General features: G+C 65.9%; 12 protein-coding genes. 3 read left to right on the top strand and 9 right to left on the bottom strand.

Going from position 1 to position 14,850, the window contains the following annotated elements; translation table 11 throughout:
* Positions 1-55: 55 nt before the first annotated feature.
* Entirely contained in the window at positions 56-1,360 is a 1,305-nt protein-coding gene (locus ACTHNZ_RS11835; protein ID WP_440542677.1) for a Glu/Leu/Phe/Val family dehydrogenase, read from the bottom strand.
* Between the two features lie 172 nt (positions 1,361-1,532).
* Complete coding sequence (locus tag ACTHNZ_RS11830) at positions 1,533-2,492, bottom strand: LysR family transcriptional regulator (RefSeq protein WP_440542676.1); 960 nt, start codon at positions 2,490-2,492, stop codon at positions 1,533-1,535.
* Positions 2,493-2,967: 475 nt separating this feature from the next.
* On the opposite strand from ACTHNZ_RS11830, the gene ACTHNZ_RS11825 reads away from it, so the two are divergent.
* Both ACTHNZ_RS11825 and purB read left to right on the top strand, forming a co-directional pair.
* Positions 2,968-4,377, top strand: a complete 1,410-nt coding sequence (locus ACTHNZ_RS11825) for an MFS transporter (RefSeq protein WP_440542675.1) — start codon at positions 2,968-2,970, stop codon at positions 4,375-4,377.
* A gap of 132 nt (positions 4,378-4,509) precedes the next feature.
* A complete protein-coding gene (purB, locus tag ACTHNZ_RS11820) occupies positions 4,510-5,898 on the top strand; it encodes an adenylosuccinate lyase (RefSeq protein ID WP_440542674.1) in 1,389 nt (462 codons plus the stop codon).
* A gap of 131 nt (positions 5,899-6,029) precedes the next feature.
* Here the strand turns inward: purB and ACTHNZ_RS11815 are convergent, their stop codons facing one another.
* The 4 genes from ACTHNZ_RS11815 to edd all read right to left on the bottom strand — a co-directional run bounded on the left by ACTHNZ_RS11815 (position 6,030) and on the right by edd (position 10,721).
* A complete protein-coding gene (locus ACTHNZ_RS11815) occupies positions 6,030-6,533 on the bottom strand; it encodes a gluconokinase (protein ID WP_440542673.1) in 504 nt (167 codons plus the stop codon).
* A gap of 45 nt (positions 6,534-6,578) precedes the next feature.
* Positions 6,579-7,946 (bottom strand): GntT/GntP/DsdX family permease, encoded by a 1,368-nt coding sequence (locus ACTHNZ_RS11810; protein ID WP_440542672.1) that lies wholly within the window; start codon positions 7,944-7,946, stop codon positions 6,579-6,581.
* Positions 7,947-8,202: 256 nt separating this feature from the next.
* Positions 8,203-8,838: a bifunctional 4-hydroxy-2-oxoglutarate aldolase/2-dehydro-3-deoxy-phosphogluconate aldolase gene (locus tag ACTHNZ_RS11805; protein ID WP_440542671.1), complete on the bottom strand. Its 636-nt coding sequence runs from the start codon at positions 8,836-8,838 to the stop codon at positions 8,203-8,205.
* Between the two features lie 11 nt (positions 8,839-8,849).
* The gene (edd, locus tag ACTHNZ_RS11800) at positions 8,850-10,721 is read right to left on the bottom strand and encodes a phosphogluconate dehydratase (RefSeq protein ID WP_440542670.1); all 1,872 of its coding nucleotides are present in this window, start codon (positions 10,719-10,721) and stop codon (positions 8,850-8,852) included.
* 281 nt (positions 10,722-11,002) lie between these two features.
* Here edd and ACTHNZ_RS11795 point away from each other — a divergent pair, with 281 nt between their 5' ends.
* Positions 11,003-11,890 (top strand): MurR/RpiR family transcriptional regulator, encoded by an 888-nt coding sequence (locus tag ACTHNZ_RS11795; protein ID WP_440542669.1) that lies wholly within the window; start codon positions 11,003-11,005, stop codon positions 11,888-11,890.
* 23 nt (positions 11,891-11,913) lie between these two features.
* Here the strand turns inward: ACTHNZ_RS11795 and ACTHNZ_RS11790 are convergent, their stop codons facing one another.
* From ACTHNZ_RS11790 to holA, 3 genes are all read right to left on the bottom strand, one after another.
* Positions 11,914-12,330, bottom strand: coding sequence for a CopD family protein (locus tag ACTHNZ_RS11790; protein WP_440542668.1), 417 nt, complete (start codon positions 12,328-12,330; stop codon positions 11,914-11,916).
* A gap of 33 nt (positions 12,331-12,363) precedes the next feature.
* Positions 12,364-13,653, bottom strand: a complete 1,290-nt coding sequence (locus ACTHNZ_RS11785; protein ID WP_440542745.1) for a glutamate-5-semialdehyde dehydrogenase — start codon at positions 13,651-13,653, stop codon at positions 12,364-12,366.
* A gap of 106 nt (positions 13,654-13,759) precedes the next feature.
* The gene (gene holA / locus ACTHNZ_RS11780) at positions 13,760-14,848 is read right to left on the bottom strand and encodes a DNA polymerase III subunit delta (protein ID WP_440542667.1); all 1,089 of its coding nucleotides are present in this window, start codon (positions 14,846-14,848) and stop codon (positions 13,760-13,762) included.
* Positions 14,849-14,850 lie beyond the last annotated feature (2 nt).

Raw genomic sequence — 14,850 nt, 5'->3', positions numbered from 1 at the left:
CCGTGAGGGGCGCCGCCGGCAAGTCAAACCCGCTTCGCTTGTGGCGAATAGGGAATCAGGGATACAGGCCGCGCATTTCGCGCGCCATCAAAATCCGTTTGCAGGCCACGATGAAGGCCGCCGTGCGCATCGACACGCTGTTGTCGCTCGCCACTTGCCAGACGGCGCTGAACGCTTCGCGCATGACGCGCTCGAGGCGCTGGTTGATTTCGTCTTCGGTCCAGAAGAAGCTCGAGAAATCCTGCACCCACTCGAAGTACGAAACCGTCACGCCGCCGGCGTTGGCCACGACGTCGGGGATGATGAGCACACCCTTGTCGTGCAAGATGTCGTCGGCAGCCGTCGTCGTGGGCCCGTTCGCGCCTTCGACGATGATCTTCGTCTTGATCTTGCCCGCGTTCTTCTCGGTGATCTGGTTCTCGAGCGCGGCCGGAATCAGGATGTCGCTTTCGATCATCCAAAATTCGTCGTTCGCGACCGGATCGGCACCCTTGAAGCCGCCCACGCCGCCCGTATTGCCCACGTGCTCGAGCAGCGCATGCGTATCGATCCCGCTCGACTTATGGATCGCACCCGTGTGGTCTTGCACGGCGATGACCTTCGCGCCGGCCTCTTCGAACAGGCGAGCCGCGATGCCGCCGACGTTGCCGAAGCCTTGCACGGCGATGCGTGCGCCTTGGATGTCGAGGCCCACGCGGCGCGCCGCTTCCGTGCCGACGACGAACACGCCGCGGCCCGTCGCTTCGCGGCGGCCCAGCGAGCCACCCAGCGCAATCGGCTTGCCCGTCACGACGCCCGTGGCCGTTTGGCCTTGGTTCATCGAGTACGTGTCCATCATCCACGCCATGATCTGCTCATTCGTGTTGACGTCAGGCGCGGGAATGTCCGTGTTCGGTCCGATGATGATGCCGATTTCGCTGGTGTAGCGGCGCGTGACGCGCTCGAGCTCGCCGCGCGACAGCTTGCGCGGATCGACGCGGATACCGCCCTTCGCGCCGCCGTACGGCACGTTCACGGCGGCATTCTTCACCGACATCCAGGCGGAGAGCGCCATCACTTCGGAGAGCGTCACGTCCTGGTGGTAGCGCACGCCGCCCTTGCCGGGGCCGCGCGAAACGTTGTGCTGAACGCGATAGCCTTCGAAGTGCGCAACGGTGCCGTTATCGAGTTCGATGGGCACGTCGACGATCAGGATGCGCTTCGGACGCTTGAGTGTTTCGAGCCAACGCGACGACGAACCGAGGTACGGCGCGACGCGATCGACTTGACGCAGGTAGTTCCCCCAGGGGCCGAGATCGTCGGCGTGCAGATACGAGGGAATCGATTGTGCAGACGTGGTGGACTGCAATTGCGAGGACATGGACACTCCAACGGTCACTGAATGTGCGCCATTGTCGAAAAAGGCCCTTTTGAAATCCAATGCCGTTTGATCATCCCATTATGCATTTCTTGCATAACGTGAGTCGAGCGGCTGGCGTCACGGCTGCGCCGCGCGGCGCTTCGCACCGCGCGCGGTCAGCCGAGTTCGGACCTTACGCCTGCTTTACGCCGAGCTCGTCGGCGACGACCTGCCATAAGCGGCGCACGAGCTGTTGGCGCGGATCGCCGGCGTTGCTTGCAAGCTTGTCGCGGTACAAGCGGATTTCCATCGTCAGCGTGAAGCGATCGGCCGCGAGGCCGCGCGATGCCGTGCGGTCGAGCCTGAGCAGCGCGCCGTCCGCCACGGCGTCCTCGACGGCGCTGTGCGGCAAGAAAGCGACGCCGTGCCCGGCCAGCGTCATGGCCTTGAGCGCCTCGGCCATATCCGTTTCGTAGATCCGATCGAGACAGAGCCGCTCCGGCGCGTTCGCGACGATGACCTCGGTCATGCGCCCAAGATACGCGTTCGGCGTGTACGACAGGTACGGAACGGGCGCATCGGGCGTGCCCGGAAGCGGATAGCGCGCGCGGCCGGCACGCGCCGGTGCCGAGAACGGGCTGATCGGCTCGAAACCGAGCGTCAACATGTCGTAGCGTCCGGGATCGAGCGCGACGGGATGGCTCGGGTGGTGATAGCCCATCACGAGGTCGCACCCGCCTTCCACGAGCGACAGCACCGCATCGTGCACGTTCAACGCGCGCAGCCGCGTGTGAACCTGCCCCATCTGCGCTTCGATCCGCTGCAGCCACTTGGGAAAGTACGTGAGCGAAAGCGTATGCGGCACGGCGAATTCGATCGTCGCGGCCGGGGCGCCTACGTGCCCGCGCAGCAGGATGCGCGACTCGTGCATGTGCGAGAGCATGGCGAGCGCTTGCTCGCGGAACACTTCGCCCGCCTGCGTGAGCCGCGTCGGATAGACCGAGCGGTCGATGAGCTCCGTGCCGAGCCAGGCCTCGAGCGCCTGGATGCGGCGCGAAAACGCCGGCTGCGTGACGTGCCGCAATTCGGCCGAACGGCTGAAGCTGCGCGTCTCAGCGAGCGAAACGAAATCTTCGAGCCATTTGAGTTCCATGCGGGGCTGACGGCCGTGCGGGCCGAGGGAAACGGGACGCACGCATTGTACCGGGGCATCGTTCTCGCCCGCCTATGCCGGCGCGGGCGGTGGGCACGCGGTGCCCGATGCATGCCCCAACTCCGCCCCTTCCCGCCCTCTTTGCGCCCGCTTTGCGCCCCTTGCGCTCGCTTCATCAGGACATTGATGCAGCGCACCATCGACGCGCGCTCGGCACACCGAAAGTGCCCCGGCGCGCGATGCGGGTGCGCGGCCGCACGGGGCGGCCGAACGCCGGCGCGAAGCGCGCGCCGCGCGGAGCGTTCGTCCGAAAACGCGCAATCGCACGCCGCGCCTGAGTATCCGGCCGGCGCCGAGCCTTACGGCGACGCGCATGGCATGGGCCTTGCATTGCCGGGCCGTCGCGCGACGCCGGCAGGCTCCGTGACGCTCATCGCCCCTAACGATTCATCCGACATTCGACGCGAGGACGATCATGAAGAACCTGCAACACGCGCTACGGAGCGGCAACTGGCGCTCGCTCCTCGCCTGCTTTCTCTATTTCGACACGGGCTTCACCGTCTGGGTCCTGTACGGGCCGCTCGCGCCGTTCATCGGCAAGAGCATTCCGATGACGGCCGCGCAGCAGGGCTTTCTCGTCGCCGTGCCCGTCCTCGCGGCAGCCATCTTGCGCGTGGCGCTCGGTAATCTGTATCAGTCGGCAAACGGACGCCGCGTCGCGCTGATGGGCGTTCTGCTGTCCGCCGTGCCGGCGATCGTCCTGCCGCTCATCCCCACGACGCCCTCGTACACCCTGCTGCTCGTGCTAGGCGTCTTTCTCGGCGTAGGCGGAGCGAGCTTTGCCGTGGCGTTGCCGATGGCGGGCAGCAGCTATCCGCCGAAAGTGCAAGGCCTCGTGCTCGGCCTCGCCGCCGCAGGCAACATCGGTGCCGTGCTCGACGGGTTTCTGTTTCCGCACGTAGCCGATGCGCTCGGGTGGCAATACGCCACCGCGGCCGCGCTGCCGCTGCTCGCGATCGCGGGCCTCGCGCTGTTTGCTTGGGGCGAGGACCGCGGCGAGAAAGCCGGCAGCGTCCCGCGCGCACTGGCCGGCTTCGCGGCGATGCTCGCCGGTCTCATCGTGCTCGTGCTCGCTGTCCACGCGGGCGTCTTCGGCTCGGGCCGAACCGGCGTGCTGCTGTTGCCGGTGCTCGGCGCGGCCGGCGCGATCGCCCTGTTGCCCGCGCGCTATCGCGCGGTGCTCGCCGAACGCGATACGTGGGTCATGATGCTCGTCTACAGCATCACGTTCGGCGGCTTCGTCGGCATGTCCTCGTATGTCACGCTGCTGCTCACGACGCTCTATCAAATGCCCAAGCTCGAAGCCGGCCTGTTCATGTCGCTGCTTGCGTTCCTCGGCGCCATCGTGCGCCCGATGGGTGGCTATCTGGCAGATCGGATCACGGGCGTGCGCGCGCTCACCGGCCTGCTGGCGATCATCTCGGCGGCCGATTTCGCCTTCGCCGCGTGGATGCCGCCGCTCGGAGGCGGCATTGCCGTGCTCGTTTGCCTTTATCTGGCGTTCGGCCTCGGCAACGGTGCGACGTTCCAGCTCGTGCCGCACCGCTGGAAAGGCAAGACCGGCCTGCTCTCGGGGGTGATCGGGGCAGCCGGCGGGATCGGCGGCTTCTATCTGCCCGTCGTGATGGGCATCGCCAAGGAGAGCACGGGCAGCTACCAGATGGGTTTCGCAACGTTCGGCGCATTGGCCGCCTGCGCTTGCGTCGCGGTCCTCGCGCTGCGCGCGCAATGGCTCGTTTGGGCGAGCCCGGCCATCGCCGCCATCGAACCTGTTCAAGCGGGTGCGACGGCGCGGGTCGGACAAGCGGCCACGGCCGGCGAATGACGCCCGACGACCGATGGAGCGCGGGGCGCTGAAAGCCCGACTGCCGGGCCCGGCCGACGTCGGGCCCGGCGGTGGTAAAATCTCGGGTTCTCTCCTGCACCCGACCCCGCGCCCTCGAGCGCGACGCCGATCATGTCCGATACCCGCGCCGATACGCTGTTTGCCCTCACCGCCCTCTCGCCGCTCGACGGCCGCTATGCCGCCAAAACCGAAGCGCTGCGCGACTGGCTCTCCGAAGCCGCATTCATGCGCCACCGCGTGACGGTCGAAGTCCATTGGCTCATCGCGCTCTCGCAAGCCGGCTTCGCGGAAATGCCGCGCTTTTCGGATGCGGCTGAGCAATTCCTGCTCGATCTCGTCGCGCGTTTCTCGGCGCACGACGCCGCGCGCATCAAGGAAATCGAGCGCGTGACGAACCACGACGTCAAGGCCGTCGAGTACTGGCTCAAGGAATCGGTCAAAGGCCAGCCCGAGCTCGAGCGCGCCAGCGAATTCATCCATTTCGCCTGTACCTCGGAAGACATCAACAACACGTCGCACGGCCTCATGCTCGCCGGCGCGCGCGAGCACGTCATCGTGCCGGCGCTGCGTGCCGTGCACGGCCGCCTCGTCGCGCTCGCCCATACGCACGCGGAACAGCCGATGCTCTCGCGCACGCACGGGCAGCCCGCCAGCCCGACCACGCTCGGCAAGGAAATCGCCAACGTGGCCGCGCGGCTCGCCCGCGCGATCGAGCGCATCGAGAAAGTGGAGCTCCTCGGCAAGATGAACGGCGCGGTGGGCAACTACAACGCGCACCTGTCGGCGTATCCGAGCTTCGATTGGGAGGCGTTCTCGCGCAACGTCATCGAACAGCGGCTGAAGCTCACGTTCAATCCGTACACGATTCAGATCGAGCCGCACGACTACATGGCCGAACTGTTCGACGCCGTCGCCCGAGCCAACACCATCCTGCTCGATCTGGACCGCGACGTCTGGGGCTACATCTCGCTCGGGTACTTCAAGCAAAAGACGAAGGCCGGCGAAATCGGCTCGTCCACGATGCCGCACAAGGTCAACCCGATCGACTTCGAAAATTCCGAAGGCAACCTGGGCTTCGCGAACGCGACGCTGCGCCACCTGGCCGACAAGCTGCCCGTGTCGCGTTGGCAGCGCGATCTGACCGACTCCACGGTGCTGCGCAACATGGGCGTCGCGCTCGGCTACTCGCTGCTCGCCTACGATGCGCTGATTCGCGGCCTCGACAAGCTCGAGGTCAATCCGGCTCGCTTGAACGAAGATCTCGACGGCTGCTGGGAAGTGCTGGCCGAACCCGTGCAAACCGTCATGCGCCGGTTCGGCATCGAAAATCCGTACGAGCAGTTGAAGGAACTCACGCGCGGCAAGGGCATCACGCGTGAAGCGCTGCAGCAGTTCATCGCCACCCTCGCGATCCCCGACGATGCGAAGGCGCAGCTGACGGCAATGACGCCCGCGTCCTACACGGGCAAGGCCGTCGAATTGGCGAAGCGGATTGCTTAACGCGGCCCACGCGTCATCAGAAGCGCGCCGTCATTCGACGGCGCGTTTTTTTTGGGGGGAGGCATTGCGCGCGGCGCCGGTCGAGCCTGCGGCAGAAGCCCGCCTCTTGCCCTGTGCGCCTTCGCCTTACGTTATGCGGCAGGCAGCTTCGCCACCACCTCATCGACGATCTCTTGCGGAGACAACTCGATGCTGACGGTGATCGCTTCATCGTCGCCGGGCTCTTCGAGCGTGTCGAGCTGACTTTGCAGCAGAGCCGGATTGAAGAAGTGGCGCCCACGGGTAGCCAAGCGTTCGTGCAATACGTCGAACGAACCCTTCAAATAGATGAAACGCACGGTGCCGTCGCCCTGCGCGCCACCACGCAGCACGTCGCGGTAGGCGCGCTTGAGCGACGAGCAGCCGACGATCAACGATTGCCCGGCCTGCACGCTTTCCTCGATCGCCGTGCGAATGGCGGCGAGCCACGGCCAACGATCGTCGTCGGTCAGCGCGATGCCTTGCGCCATCTTCTCTTTGTTGGCCGCGCTGTGAAACACGTCGCCGTCGACGAACGCACACCCGAGGCGCTGCGCGAGCAGCTCCCCGATCAGCGTCTTACCGGAGCCCGACACACCCATCACGATCAGAATCATTGCCGTTCCACTTTCGCTTTCACTTTCTTTGAGCCCGGTTCGAGGCTAGAAGACCGCCGCGAGCGCGAACGTCAACCCGAGACCGAGCAGCGAGATGATCGTCTCGCAGAGCGACCAGGTCTTGAAGGTCTGCCCGACCGTCATCCCGAAATACTCTTTGACCAGCCAGAATCCGCCGTCGTTCACGTGCGAGAAAATCAGCGAGCCCGAGCCCGTCGCGAGCACGAGCAACTCGGGCTGGACGTGGATCGCACCGGCCTTGGCGATCGGGGCCACGATGCCGCACGCCGTCGTCATCGCAACGGTGGCCGAGCCCGTTGCGAGGCGAATCAGCGCGGCAACGAACCAGCCGAACAGCAGCGGCGACAAATGCGACTGCGTGGCAACCGCGACGATCTGCTGCGAAATGCCGCTGTCGCGCAGCACGCCGCCGAAGCCGCCGCCGGCACCGACGATCAGCGTGATGCCAGCGATCGGCGCCAGGCAATCGCCGCAGAACTTCTGAATCTGCTCGCGCGTGAAGCCGCGCTGCGCGCCGAAGGTCCAGAAGCTGACGAGCACGGCGATGAGCAGGGAAACGTCCGCGTTGCCGATGAAGCGCAGCAGATCGTTCGGAACCGTCTTCGGCGCGAAGACGAGATCGGCCCAACTGCCGATCAGCATCAGCACCACGGGCAGCAGGATCGTAAAGAGGGTAATGCCGAAGCTGGGCGCGTCGCGGCGTTGCTGGGCCGCCTCATCCGCCGATTCGACGAACTGCGCGGCAAGCGGATTGTTCTCGGGCAGTTTGACTTGCCGGTGCACGAGCAGCGCGAACAAAGGCCCAGCGACGATCGCCGTCGGAATGCCGACGATGAGGCCGTAGGCGATCGTCTTGCCGATGTCGGCCCCGTATGCTTGCACTGCGAGCAGCGCGGCCGGGTGCGGCGGGATCAAGCCGTGCACGACCGAAAGCCCGGCCACCATCGGCAAGCCGATCAGCAGCAGCGATTTGCCCGTGCGCTTGGCCACGTTGAATGCGATCGGGATGAGGAGCACGAAGCCGACTTCGAAGAAGACGGGCAAGCCGACGATGATCGCCACGACCATCATGGCCCAATGAATGTGTTTCTCGCCGAACCAGCGGATCAGCGTCGTCGCGACCTGCTCGGCTCCGCCCGACTCGGCCATCATCTTGCCGAGCATCGTGCCGAGCCCGACCACGACGGCGATGTGGCCGAGCGTCCCGCCGTTGCCCGTCTCGAACGACTTGACGATCTGGCCCGCCGGCATGCCCGCCGCCAGCCCCAACGCTAGGGAGACGATGATGAGGACCAGAAACGGATAGACCTTGTACCGCGCAATCAGCAAAATCAACGCCGCGATGGCGATCAACGCATAAAGCAGCAGCAGGCTACCGTGGACCGATCCCATGAAAACTCTCCTTTACTTGTTTTGAACAACGAAGAAGGTGGAGCGATGCATCGGCGGCGCGAGCCTCGTCGCCGGCACACAGTCGCTGCATTTTAGACGGCGGCGACGTTTGCCGATAGAACCGGTTCCATACAAGGAAACCCTGATTTCTCGCGCCGGAGCCGGGCGATGGCGAATGCGGGGATAGGTGAGGCGATGAGCGAGATGACATGCGCTGCCGCGGCGCCCGGCAATGCGGGCGCCGTGGACCGACGCGTCAATGCTGGTGAGCGGCGAGTTCGGAGGCGGCGCGGGCGAGGCGCGTGACCTCGTCCCAATTGCTGGCGGCGAGCGCAGCCTTCGGCGTGAGCCACGAACCGCCGACGCAAACGACGTTCGGCAACGCGAGGAAGCTCGGTGCCGTTTCCGTCGTGATCCCGCCCGTCGGACAGAACTTCAGGTTCGGGAACGGTCCGTAGAGCGCTTGCAGCATCGGGATGCCGCCCGCCTGCTGCGCCGGGAAGAACTTGACCGTCTCGTAGCCGAGCTCGAGCGCCAGCAGAATGTCGCTCGGCGTGGCGACGCCCGGCAGCAGCGGCAAGCCCGCGTCCTGCGCGGCTTGATGAATGCCCTTCGTCAGGCCCGGCGATACGCCGAACTGTGCGCCGGCCTTCTTCGCCGCGGCGCAGTGCTCGGGCCGCGTGATCGTGCCGACGCCTACGACGATGTCGGACGACAATTGCGCCGCACGTTCGATCGCGCCGATGCCGGCCGGCGTGCGCAACGTGATCTCGAGGACCTTGACGCCGCCCGCATGAAGCGCGCGCGAAACGTGTTCGCCCTGCTCGACCGTATCGAAGGCCAGCACCGGGATGACGGGACCTAGGCGGACGATGTCTTCAACCTTTTTCATGCGGGACTCCTTTAGTGTTTTGCTGCGGCATGGAGGGGCTGCTCGGCTTGCTCGGAAACGAGCGGCCCGAACACCGAGGCGCCCATTTCGGCCGGCGCGGCGGCCGCCCGAAACACGCCGAACAGTTCGCGGCCGAAGCCGACTTCGTTTTCCGCCTGGTGCTTGGGTGCTTCCACCGGGCGTGTATTCCATTCGCCCGCGTCGACTTCGACGTCGAGCACGCCGCGCTCGGCGTCGATGACGATCGTATCGCCGTCGCGCACTTTGCCGAGCGGGCCCGCGAGCAGCGCCTCGGGCGAGACGTGAATGACGGCGGGCACCTTGCCCGATGCGCCCGACATCCGCCCGTCCGTGACGAGCGCCACGTGGAAACCTTGGTCCTGCAGCACGCCGAGCAGCGGGGTCAAGCGATGCAGTTCGGGCATGCCGTTCGCGCGCGCGCCTTGGAAGCGCACGACGGCGACGAAATCGCGCTTGAGCTCGCCCTTGTCGAAGGCTTCTTGCACCGCCTCCTGCGAATCGAAAACGATCGCCGGCGCGCGCACCGCGCGGTGCTCGGGCGCGACGGCCGAAATCTTGATGACGCCGCGGCCGAGCTTGCCCTGCATGAGCCGCAGGCCGCCATCGGCCTGAAACGGATCGCCGATTGGCCGCAGCACCTTGGCATCGCCGCTTTGTTCCGGCCCGGGCACCCAGGCGAGCTGCCCGTCGATGAGCTTCGGCTCTTCGGCGTAGCGGCTGAGCCCTTTGCCCACGACCGTCGTGACGTCCTCGTGCAGCAGCCCGCCTTCGAGCATGTTGCGGATCAAAAACGCCATCCCGCCGGCCGCGTGATAGTGGTTCACGTCGGCCTTGCCGTTGGGATAGATCTTGGCGAGCAGCGGCACTGCTTGCGAGAGGGCATCGAAGTCGTCCCAGTCGATGATGATGCCGGCGGCCCGTGCAATGGCCACGAGATGCAGCGTATGGTTGGTCGAGCCGCCCGTCGCGAGCAGCGCGGCGATGCCGTTCACGACCGCTTTTTCATCGACGACGTGACCGATCGGCGTGTACTGGCCGCGCTCCACCGTGAGATCGAGCACGCGGCGCGCCGCGGCGGCCGTCAGCGCATCGCGCAGCGGCGTGTGCGGGTGGACGAACGCCGAGCCCGGAAGGTGCAGCCCCATGACTTCCATGAGCATTTGGTTGCTGTTCGCGGTGCCGTAGAACGTGCACGTACCGTGCCCGTGATAGGCCGCCGATTCCGATTCGAGCAGCGCGTCGCGCCCGACTTGGCCGGTCGCGAACTGCTGCCGGATCTTGGCTTTCTCATCGTTCGAGAGCCCGCTCGTCATCGGGCCGGCCGGAACGAAGATCGTCGGCAGATGGCCGAATTGCAGCGCGCCGATCAAGAGCCCGGGCACGATCTTGTCGCACACGCCGAGGCACAGGGCCGCATCGAACATGTTGTGCGTGAGCGCGACGGCCGTGCTCATCGCGATGACCTCGCGCGAAAACAGCGACAACTCCATCCCGGCGTTGCCTTGCGTGATGCCGTCGCACATGGCCGGCACGCCGCCCGCGAATTGCGCGACGCCGCCGTTTTCGCGGGCTGCGCGCTTGATGATGTCGGGAAAATCCTTGTAGGGCGCATGTGCCGACAACATTTCGTTGTACGACGAGACGATGCCGATGTTCGGCACGCGCATCGCCTTGATCGCAAGCTTGTCGTTGCCCTCGAGACCGGCGAATCCATGCGCGAGGTTCGCGCACGAAAGGGTTCCGCGGGCCGGAAATTTACCTTGGGCGGCGTCGATGCGGGCCAAGTACGCGGAACGCGTGGGACCGCTACGTTGGGCGATACGGCGGGTGACTTCGATAAGCGTGGGATGCGGCGAGACCATGGGCAAACGCTCCTCCTGAAAGACGGCGCACCGGCGCCGGACGGCGGCGCGCGCTCGGCGCGACTCGGGCGGGGGCAAGTTTAGTAGAAAAACTACATGACCGCAATGCAGTTCGATCGTGATCTTCGATGCAATCGCTGCGAATACCGCCTTATCACCGGTTACTTCCGAAATACCCTTCCGGCGATTCGGTAGCAAATACATGTAGATTTTCTACAAGCTCTCGTTCATACTGGTGCCATCGATAGAACACGATACACCTGCTCAGCCCAGGTTCCGAGATGCTCGCCCGAATCGAATCGATGCGCACGCAGCTGCGCCCGTCCGAACGCAAATTAGCCGACTACGTGCTCGACGCGCCGCGCGAAGTACTCGATCTGGCGATGACGGAACTCGCCGAGCGGGCCGGCGTGAGCCAGCCGACGATCGCTCGGTTTTGCCAAGCGCTGGGCTGCGGCGGTTTTCGCGAATTCAAGATCCGGCTCGCGCAGAGCATTGCGCCGGGCCTGCCTTCGGTCTATCGCGATGTGCGACCCGACGAACCGGCGCCGGGCGTCGTCGCCAAGGTGTTCGATCGCACGATCGGCGCGCTGATCGAAGTCAGAAACAGCTTATCGGCCCATAGCGTCGCCAAGGCAATCGACTTGCTCTCGCGCGCGTCGCGCATCGAGTTTTACGGCGCGGGCGGCTCCGGCATCGCGGCGCAAGACATCCAGCACAAGTTCTTCCGGCTCGGCATTCCGAGCGTCGCGTATGCCGATCCCCACACGTACACGATGTCGGCGGCACTGCTCGGCGAGGGAGACGTCGTGGTGACGATTTCGAATACGGGCCGCACGCGCGACATCGTCGAGGCGGCGCGCTCGGCGCTCGCATGCGGCGCGAAGGTGATCGCCATCACGAACAGCAGCTCGCCGCTCGCGCAACTGGCGACGGTGAGCTTGTTCGCGAACGTCGCGGAAGAGACCGATGTTTTTTCGCCGATGACCTCGCGCGTGTCGCATCTCGCGATCGGCGACGTTCTAGCGGTGGGCGTCGCGCTGTCCCGCGGGCCTGAGCTCGTGGACAAGCTCGGGCGCGCCAAGAAAGCGATCACGCGGCGCCGGATCGAAGCGCCGGCGCAACCGCAACACGGGGAAAACCGAGAGAACGGAAAGGAAGAAGACTAGCGTTCGTCGCGTGCCATTCGTCGTTAAAACGGCTTGACGACGACGAGGGCAACCGCCGCGATGAGCCCAAGCACGGGCAGCTCGTTGAAAATGCGATACCACCGGTCGGAGCGGCGGTTCTCGCCGCGCTCGAACGCAGCCAGCAAGCGGCCGCAGTAGGCGTGATAGGCGATGAGCAGGACGACGACACCGAGCTTCGCATGGAGCCAGCCCTGCCCTTGCCCGATCCCGTAGCCAAGCCATAGCCCGAGCCCGCATGCGAGCGCCACCACGGCGATCATCGTCATGAAGCGATAGAGCTTGCGCGCCATCGTCAGCAGCCGAGCCACGGCGGCAGACTCCTTCTCCATGGCGAGATTGACGAAAATGCGCGGCAGATAGAACAGGCCCGCGAACCACGCGGCCACGAACACGATGTGGAAGGTTTTGAGCCAGAGCATCGGTGCGGTGTTCTCCCCTTCTAAGCGACGCGCCTACTGCCGAACTTCGCCGTGCCCCAGCACGACGTACTTGAGCGACGTGAGCCCTTCGAGTCCCACCGGACCGCGCGCATGGAGCTTGTCGTTCGAAATCCCGATCTCCGCGCCGAGCCCGTATTCGAAGCCGTCGGCGAAGCGCGTCGACGCGTTCACCATCACGCTCGCGGAATCGACCTCGCGCAAGAAGCGCATCGCACGGTCGTGATCTTCGGTGATGATCGCGTCGGTATGCGCGGAGCCGTACGCGTTGATGTGTTCGATTGCCGCATCGATGCCATCCACGACCTTGACGGCAAGCACCGGCGCGAGATACTCGGTGCGCCAATCTTCCTCGGTCGCATCGATGAGCGCCAGCGGCGGCGCATCGCTATCCCACGGCGTGGCCTCGAGCGCGGCGCGCGCCTGCGCATCGACGCGCAACTCGACGCCCTTGTCGCGATAGACGCGCGCGAGCGGCGGCAGCACGGCCTTGGCCACGCCACGCGCCACGAGCAGCGTCTCCATCGTGTTGCAGGTGCCGTAGCGATGCGTCTTCGCGTTGTCGCAAACGGCCAGCGCCTTGCATAAGTCGGCGCGGTCATCGATGTAGACGTGGCAAATGCCGTCGAGGTGCTTGATCATCGGCACGCGCGCCTCTTCGATGAGCCGCGCGATCAAGCTCTTGCCGCCGCGCGGCACGATGACGTCGACGTATTGCGTCATCGTGATGAGCTTGCCGACGGCGGCGCGATCGGCCGTCTCGACCACTTGCACGGCGTCGCGCGGCAAGCCCGCTTGCGCGAGCCCTTCGCCGATCAGCGCAGCCAACGCGGTGTTGGACGCCAACGCTTCCGAGCCGCCGCGCAAGATCGTCGCATTACCCGACTTCAGGCACAGCGCCGCGGCGTCGATCGTCACATTCGGGCGCGATTCGTAGATGATGCCGATCACGCCGAGCGGCACGCGCATTTGACCTACCTGGATCCCGCTGGGCCGATACTTGAGATTGCCGATTTCGCCTATCGGATCAGGCAATGCGGCGACCTGGCGCAGCCCCTCGATCATCGTCGCGATCGCTTTGTCCGACAGCGTCAAGCGATCGACGAACGCGGCATCCATGCCCTTCTCGCGCGCACGCGCCACGTCGCGCGCGTTCGCTTGCTTCAACGCGGCCTGCTCACGCTCGATCGCCCGCGCGATCGCGTGCAGCGCGTCGTTCTTGGCTGCCGTGGCGGCACGCGCCATCGCACGCGAAGCGGCGCGCGCCCGGCGACCGATGGCGGTCATGTAATCGTCGATGTCCATCATGATTCTCGTTCGTGGCGCACGCGGCGCGCTCAGGCAGTGCAGTCAGTATGAATGGGGATGGGGCCAGCCGAGGCCGGCACTTCGGCACTTCGATTGTAAGCCGTCAGCCGCGGCTCGCGCGTGCGACACCGCGCTTACCTGGCGCCGCCACCAGGGCGGCGAGTTCGAACAGGCCGTCCCAGGCATCGGGCGGCAACGCCGTCCGCCGGCGGCTCCCGGGCACCGTCCCGGTCAGCCCCTTCACCTGCCGATCGAGCGCCGCGGCGAGCGCTAGGCCCTCTTCGAGCAACGGTTCCGTCACACGCGACAACGCCGGCCCGACGAGCCGCTCGCGCGGGCCCCAGACGCGGTTCTCGCGCAGCAGCATGGCCAGCGGCTTGCCCGCCGCCGTACCGCGCTTGATCTTGAGCAACGTCCGCAACTCTTCCGTCAGTGCCCACAGCACGAGGACCGCGGCCTCACCCTCGCCCTTCAGCCCCTCGATCATCCGCGAGAGCCGGCCGACATCGCCGGCGAGCATCGCCTCGTTGAGCTTGAAGACGTCGTAACGCGCGACGTTGAGCACGGCGTCGTGCACCTGTTCGAACGTCAGAACGCCCTGCGGGTAAAGCAGCCCGAGCTTTTGTATCTCTTGGTGAGCCGCGAGCAAGTTGCCCTCGACCCGCTCCGCGATGAATTGCAGCGCACGGCGGCCGTCCTCGCCCGGCGCGACGCGCTGGCCTTGCTGCGCGAGCCGCTGCGCGACCCAATTCGGCAACTGCGCGCGCTCCACCGGGTCGATCCGCAGCGAAACGCCTCGGTCCGCCAGCGCCGTGAACCAGGCCGACTTCTGCGTCGCGGCGTCGAGTCGCGGCAGCGTCACGAGCGTCAGCACGTCGGGGTTATCCGCTGCCGCGAGCGCCTTGAGCGCATCGGCGCCTTCCTTGCCCGGCTTGCCCGAGGGAATCCGCAGTTCGATCAACTGGCGTTCGCCGAACAGCGACATCGACTGCGTGGCGCCGAGCAACGAGCTCCAGTCGAAGCTGCGCTCGACGGTGAAGACGTTGCGCTCGGTGAATCCGGCCGTGCGCGCACTCGCACGGATGCGATCGCAGGCCTCCTGGGCGAGCAGATGCTCGTCGCCGTGGACGACGTAGAGGCCGGCGAGGCCTTTCGTCAAATGCGTGTCGAGCGCGTCGAGTTTCAGTTGCATGA

Origin of the sequence: Trinickia sp. (assembly GCF_051953955.1) — a bacterium.
Taxonomy (GTDB): Bacteria; Pseudomonadota; Gammaproteobacteria; order Burkholderiales; family Burkholderiaceae; genus Trinickia.
The sequence above is the reverse complement of the archived record's forward strand: the minus strand, read 5'-3'. Positions and strand labels throughout refer to the sequence as shown.

Bases quoted from the DNA above. Each gene is read 5' to 3' on its own strand.
- ACTHNZ_RS11835 (WP_440542677.1), bottom strand. From the start codon at position 1,360: ATGTCCTCGCAATTGCAGTCCACCACGTCTGCACAATCGATTCCCTCG.
- ACTHNZ_RS11825 (WP_440542675.1), top strand. From the start codon at position 2,968: ATGAAGAACCTGCAACACGCGCTACGGAGCGGCAACTGGCGCTCGCTC.
- ACTHNZ_RS11795 (WP_440542669.1), top strand. From the start codon at position 11,003: ATGCTCGCCCGAATCGAATCGATGCGCACGCAGCTGCGCCCGTCCGAA.
- ACTHNZ_RS11830 (WP_440542676.1), bottom strand. From the start codon at position 2,492: ATGGAACTCAAATGGCTCGAAGATTTCGTTTCGCTCGCTGAGACGCGC.
- edd (WP_440542670.1), bottom strand. From the start codon at position 10,721: ATGGTCTCGCCGCATCCCACGCTTATCGAAGTCACCCGCCGTATCGCC.
- purB (WP_440542674.1), top strand. From the start codon at position 4,510: ATGTCCGATACCCGCGCCGATACGCTGTTTGCCCTCACCGCCCTCTCG.
- holA (WP_440542667.1), bottom strand. From the start codon at position 14,848: ATGCAACTGAAACTCGACGCGCTCGACACGCATTTGACGAAAGGCCTC.
- ACTHNZ_RS11805 (WP_440542671.1), bottom strand. From the start codon at position 8,838: ATGAAAAAGGTTGAAGACATCGTCCGCCTAGGTCCCGTCATCCCGGTG.
- ACTHNZ_RS11790 (WP_440542668.1), bottom strand. From the start codon at position 12,330: ATGCTCTGGCTCAAAACCTTCCACATCGTGTTCGTGGCCGCGTGGTTC.
- ACTHNZ_RS11785 (WP_440542745.1), bottom strand. From the start codon at position 13,653: ATGGACATCGACGATTACATGACCGCCATCGGTCGCCGGGCGCGCGCC.
- ACTHNZ_RS11815 (WP_440542673.1), bottom strand. From the start codon at position 6,533: ATGATTCTGATCGTGATGGGTGTGTCGGGCTCCGGTAAGACGCTGATC.
- ACTHNZ_RS11810 (WP_440542672.1), bottom strand. From the start codon at position 7,946: ATGGGATCGGTCCACGGTAGCCTGCTGCTGCTTTATGCGTTGATCGCC.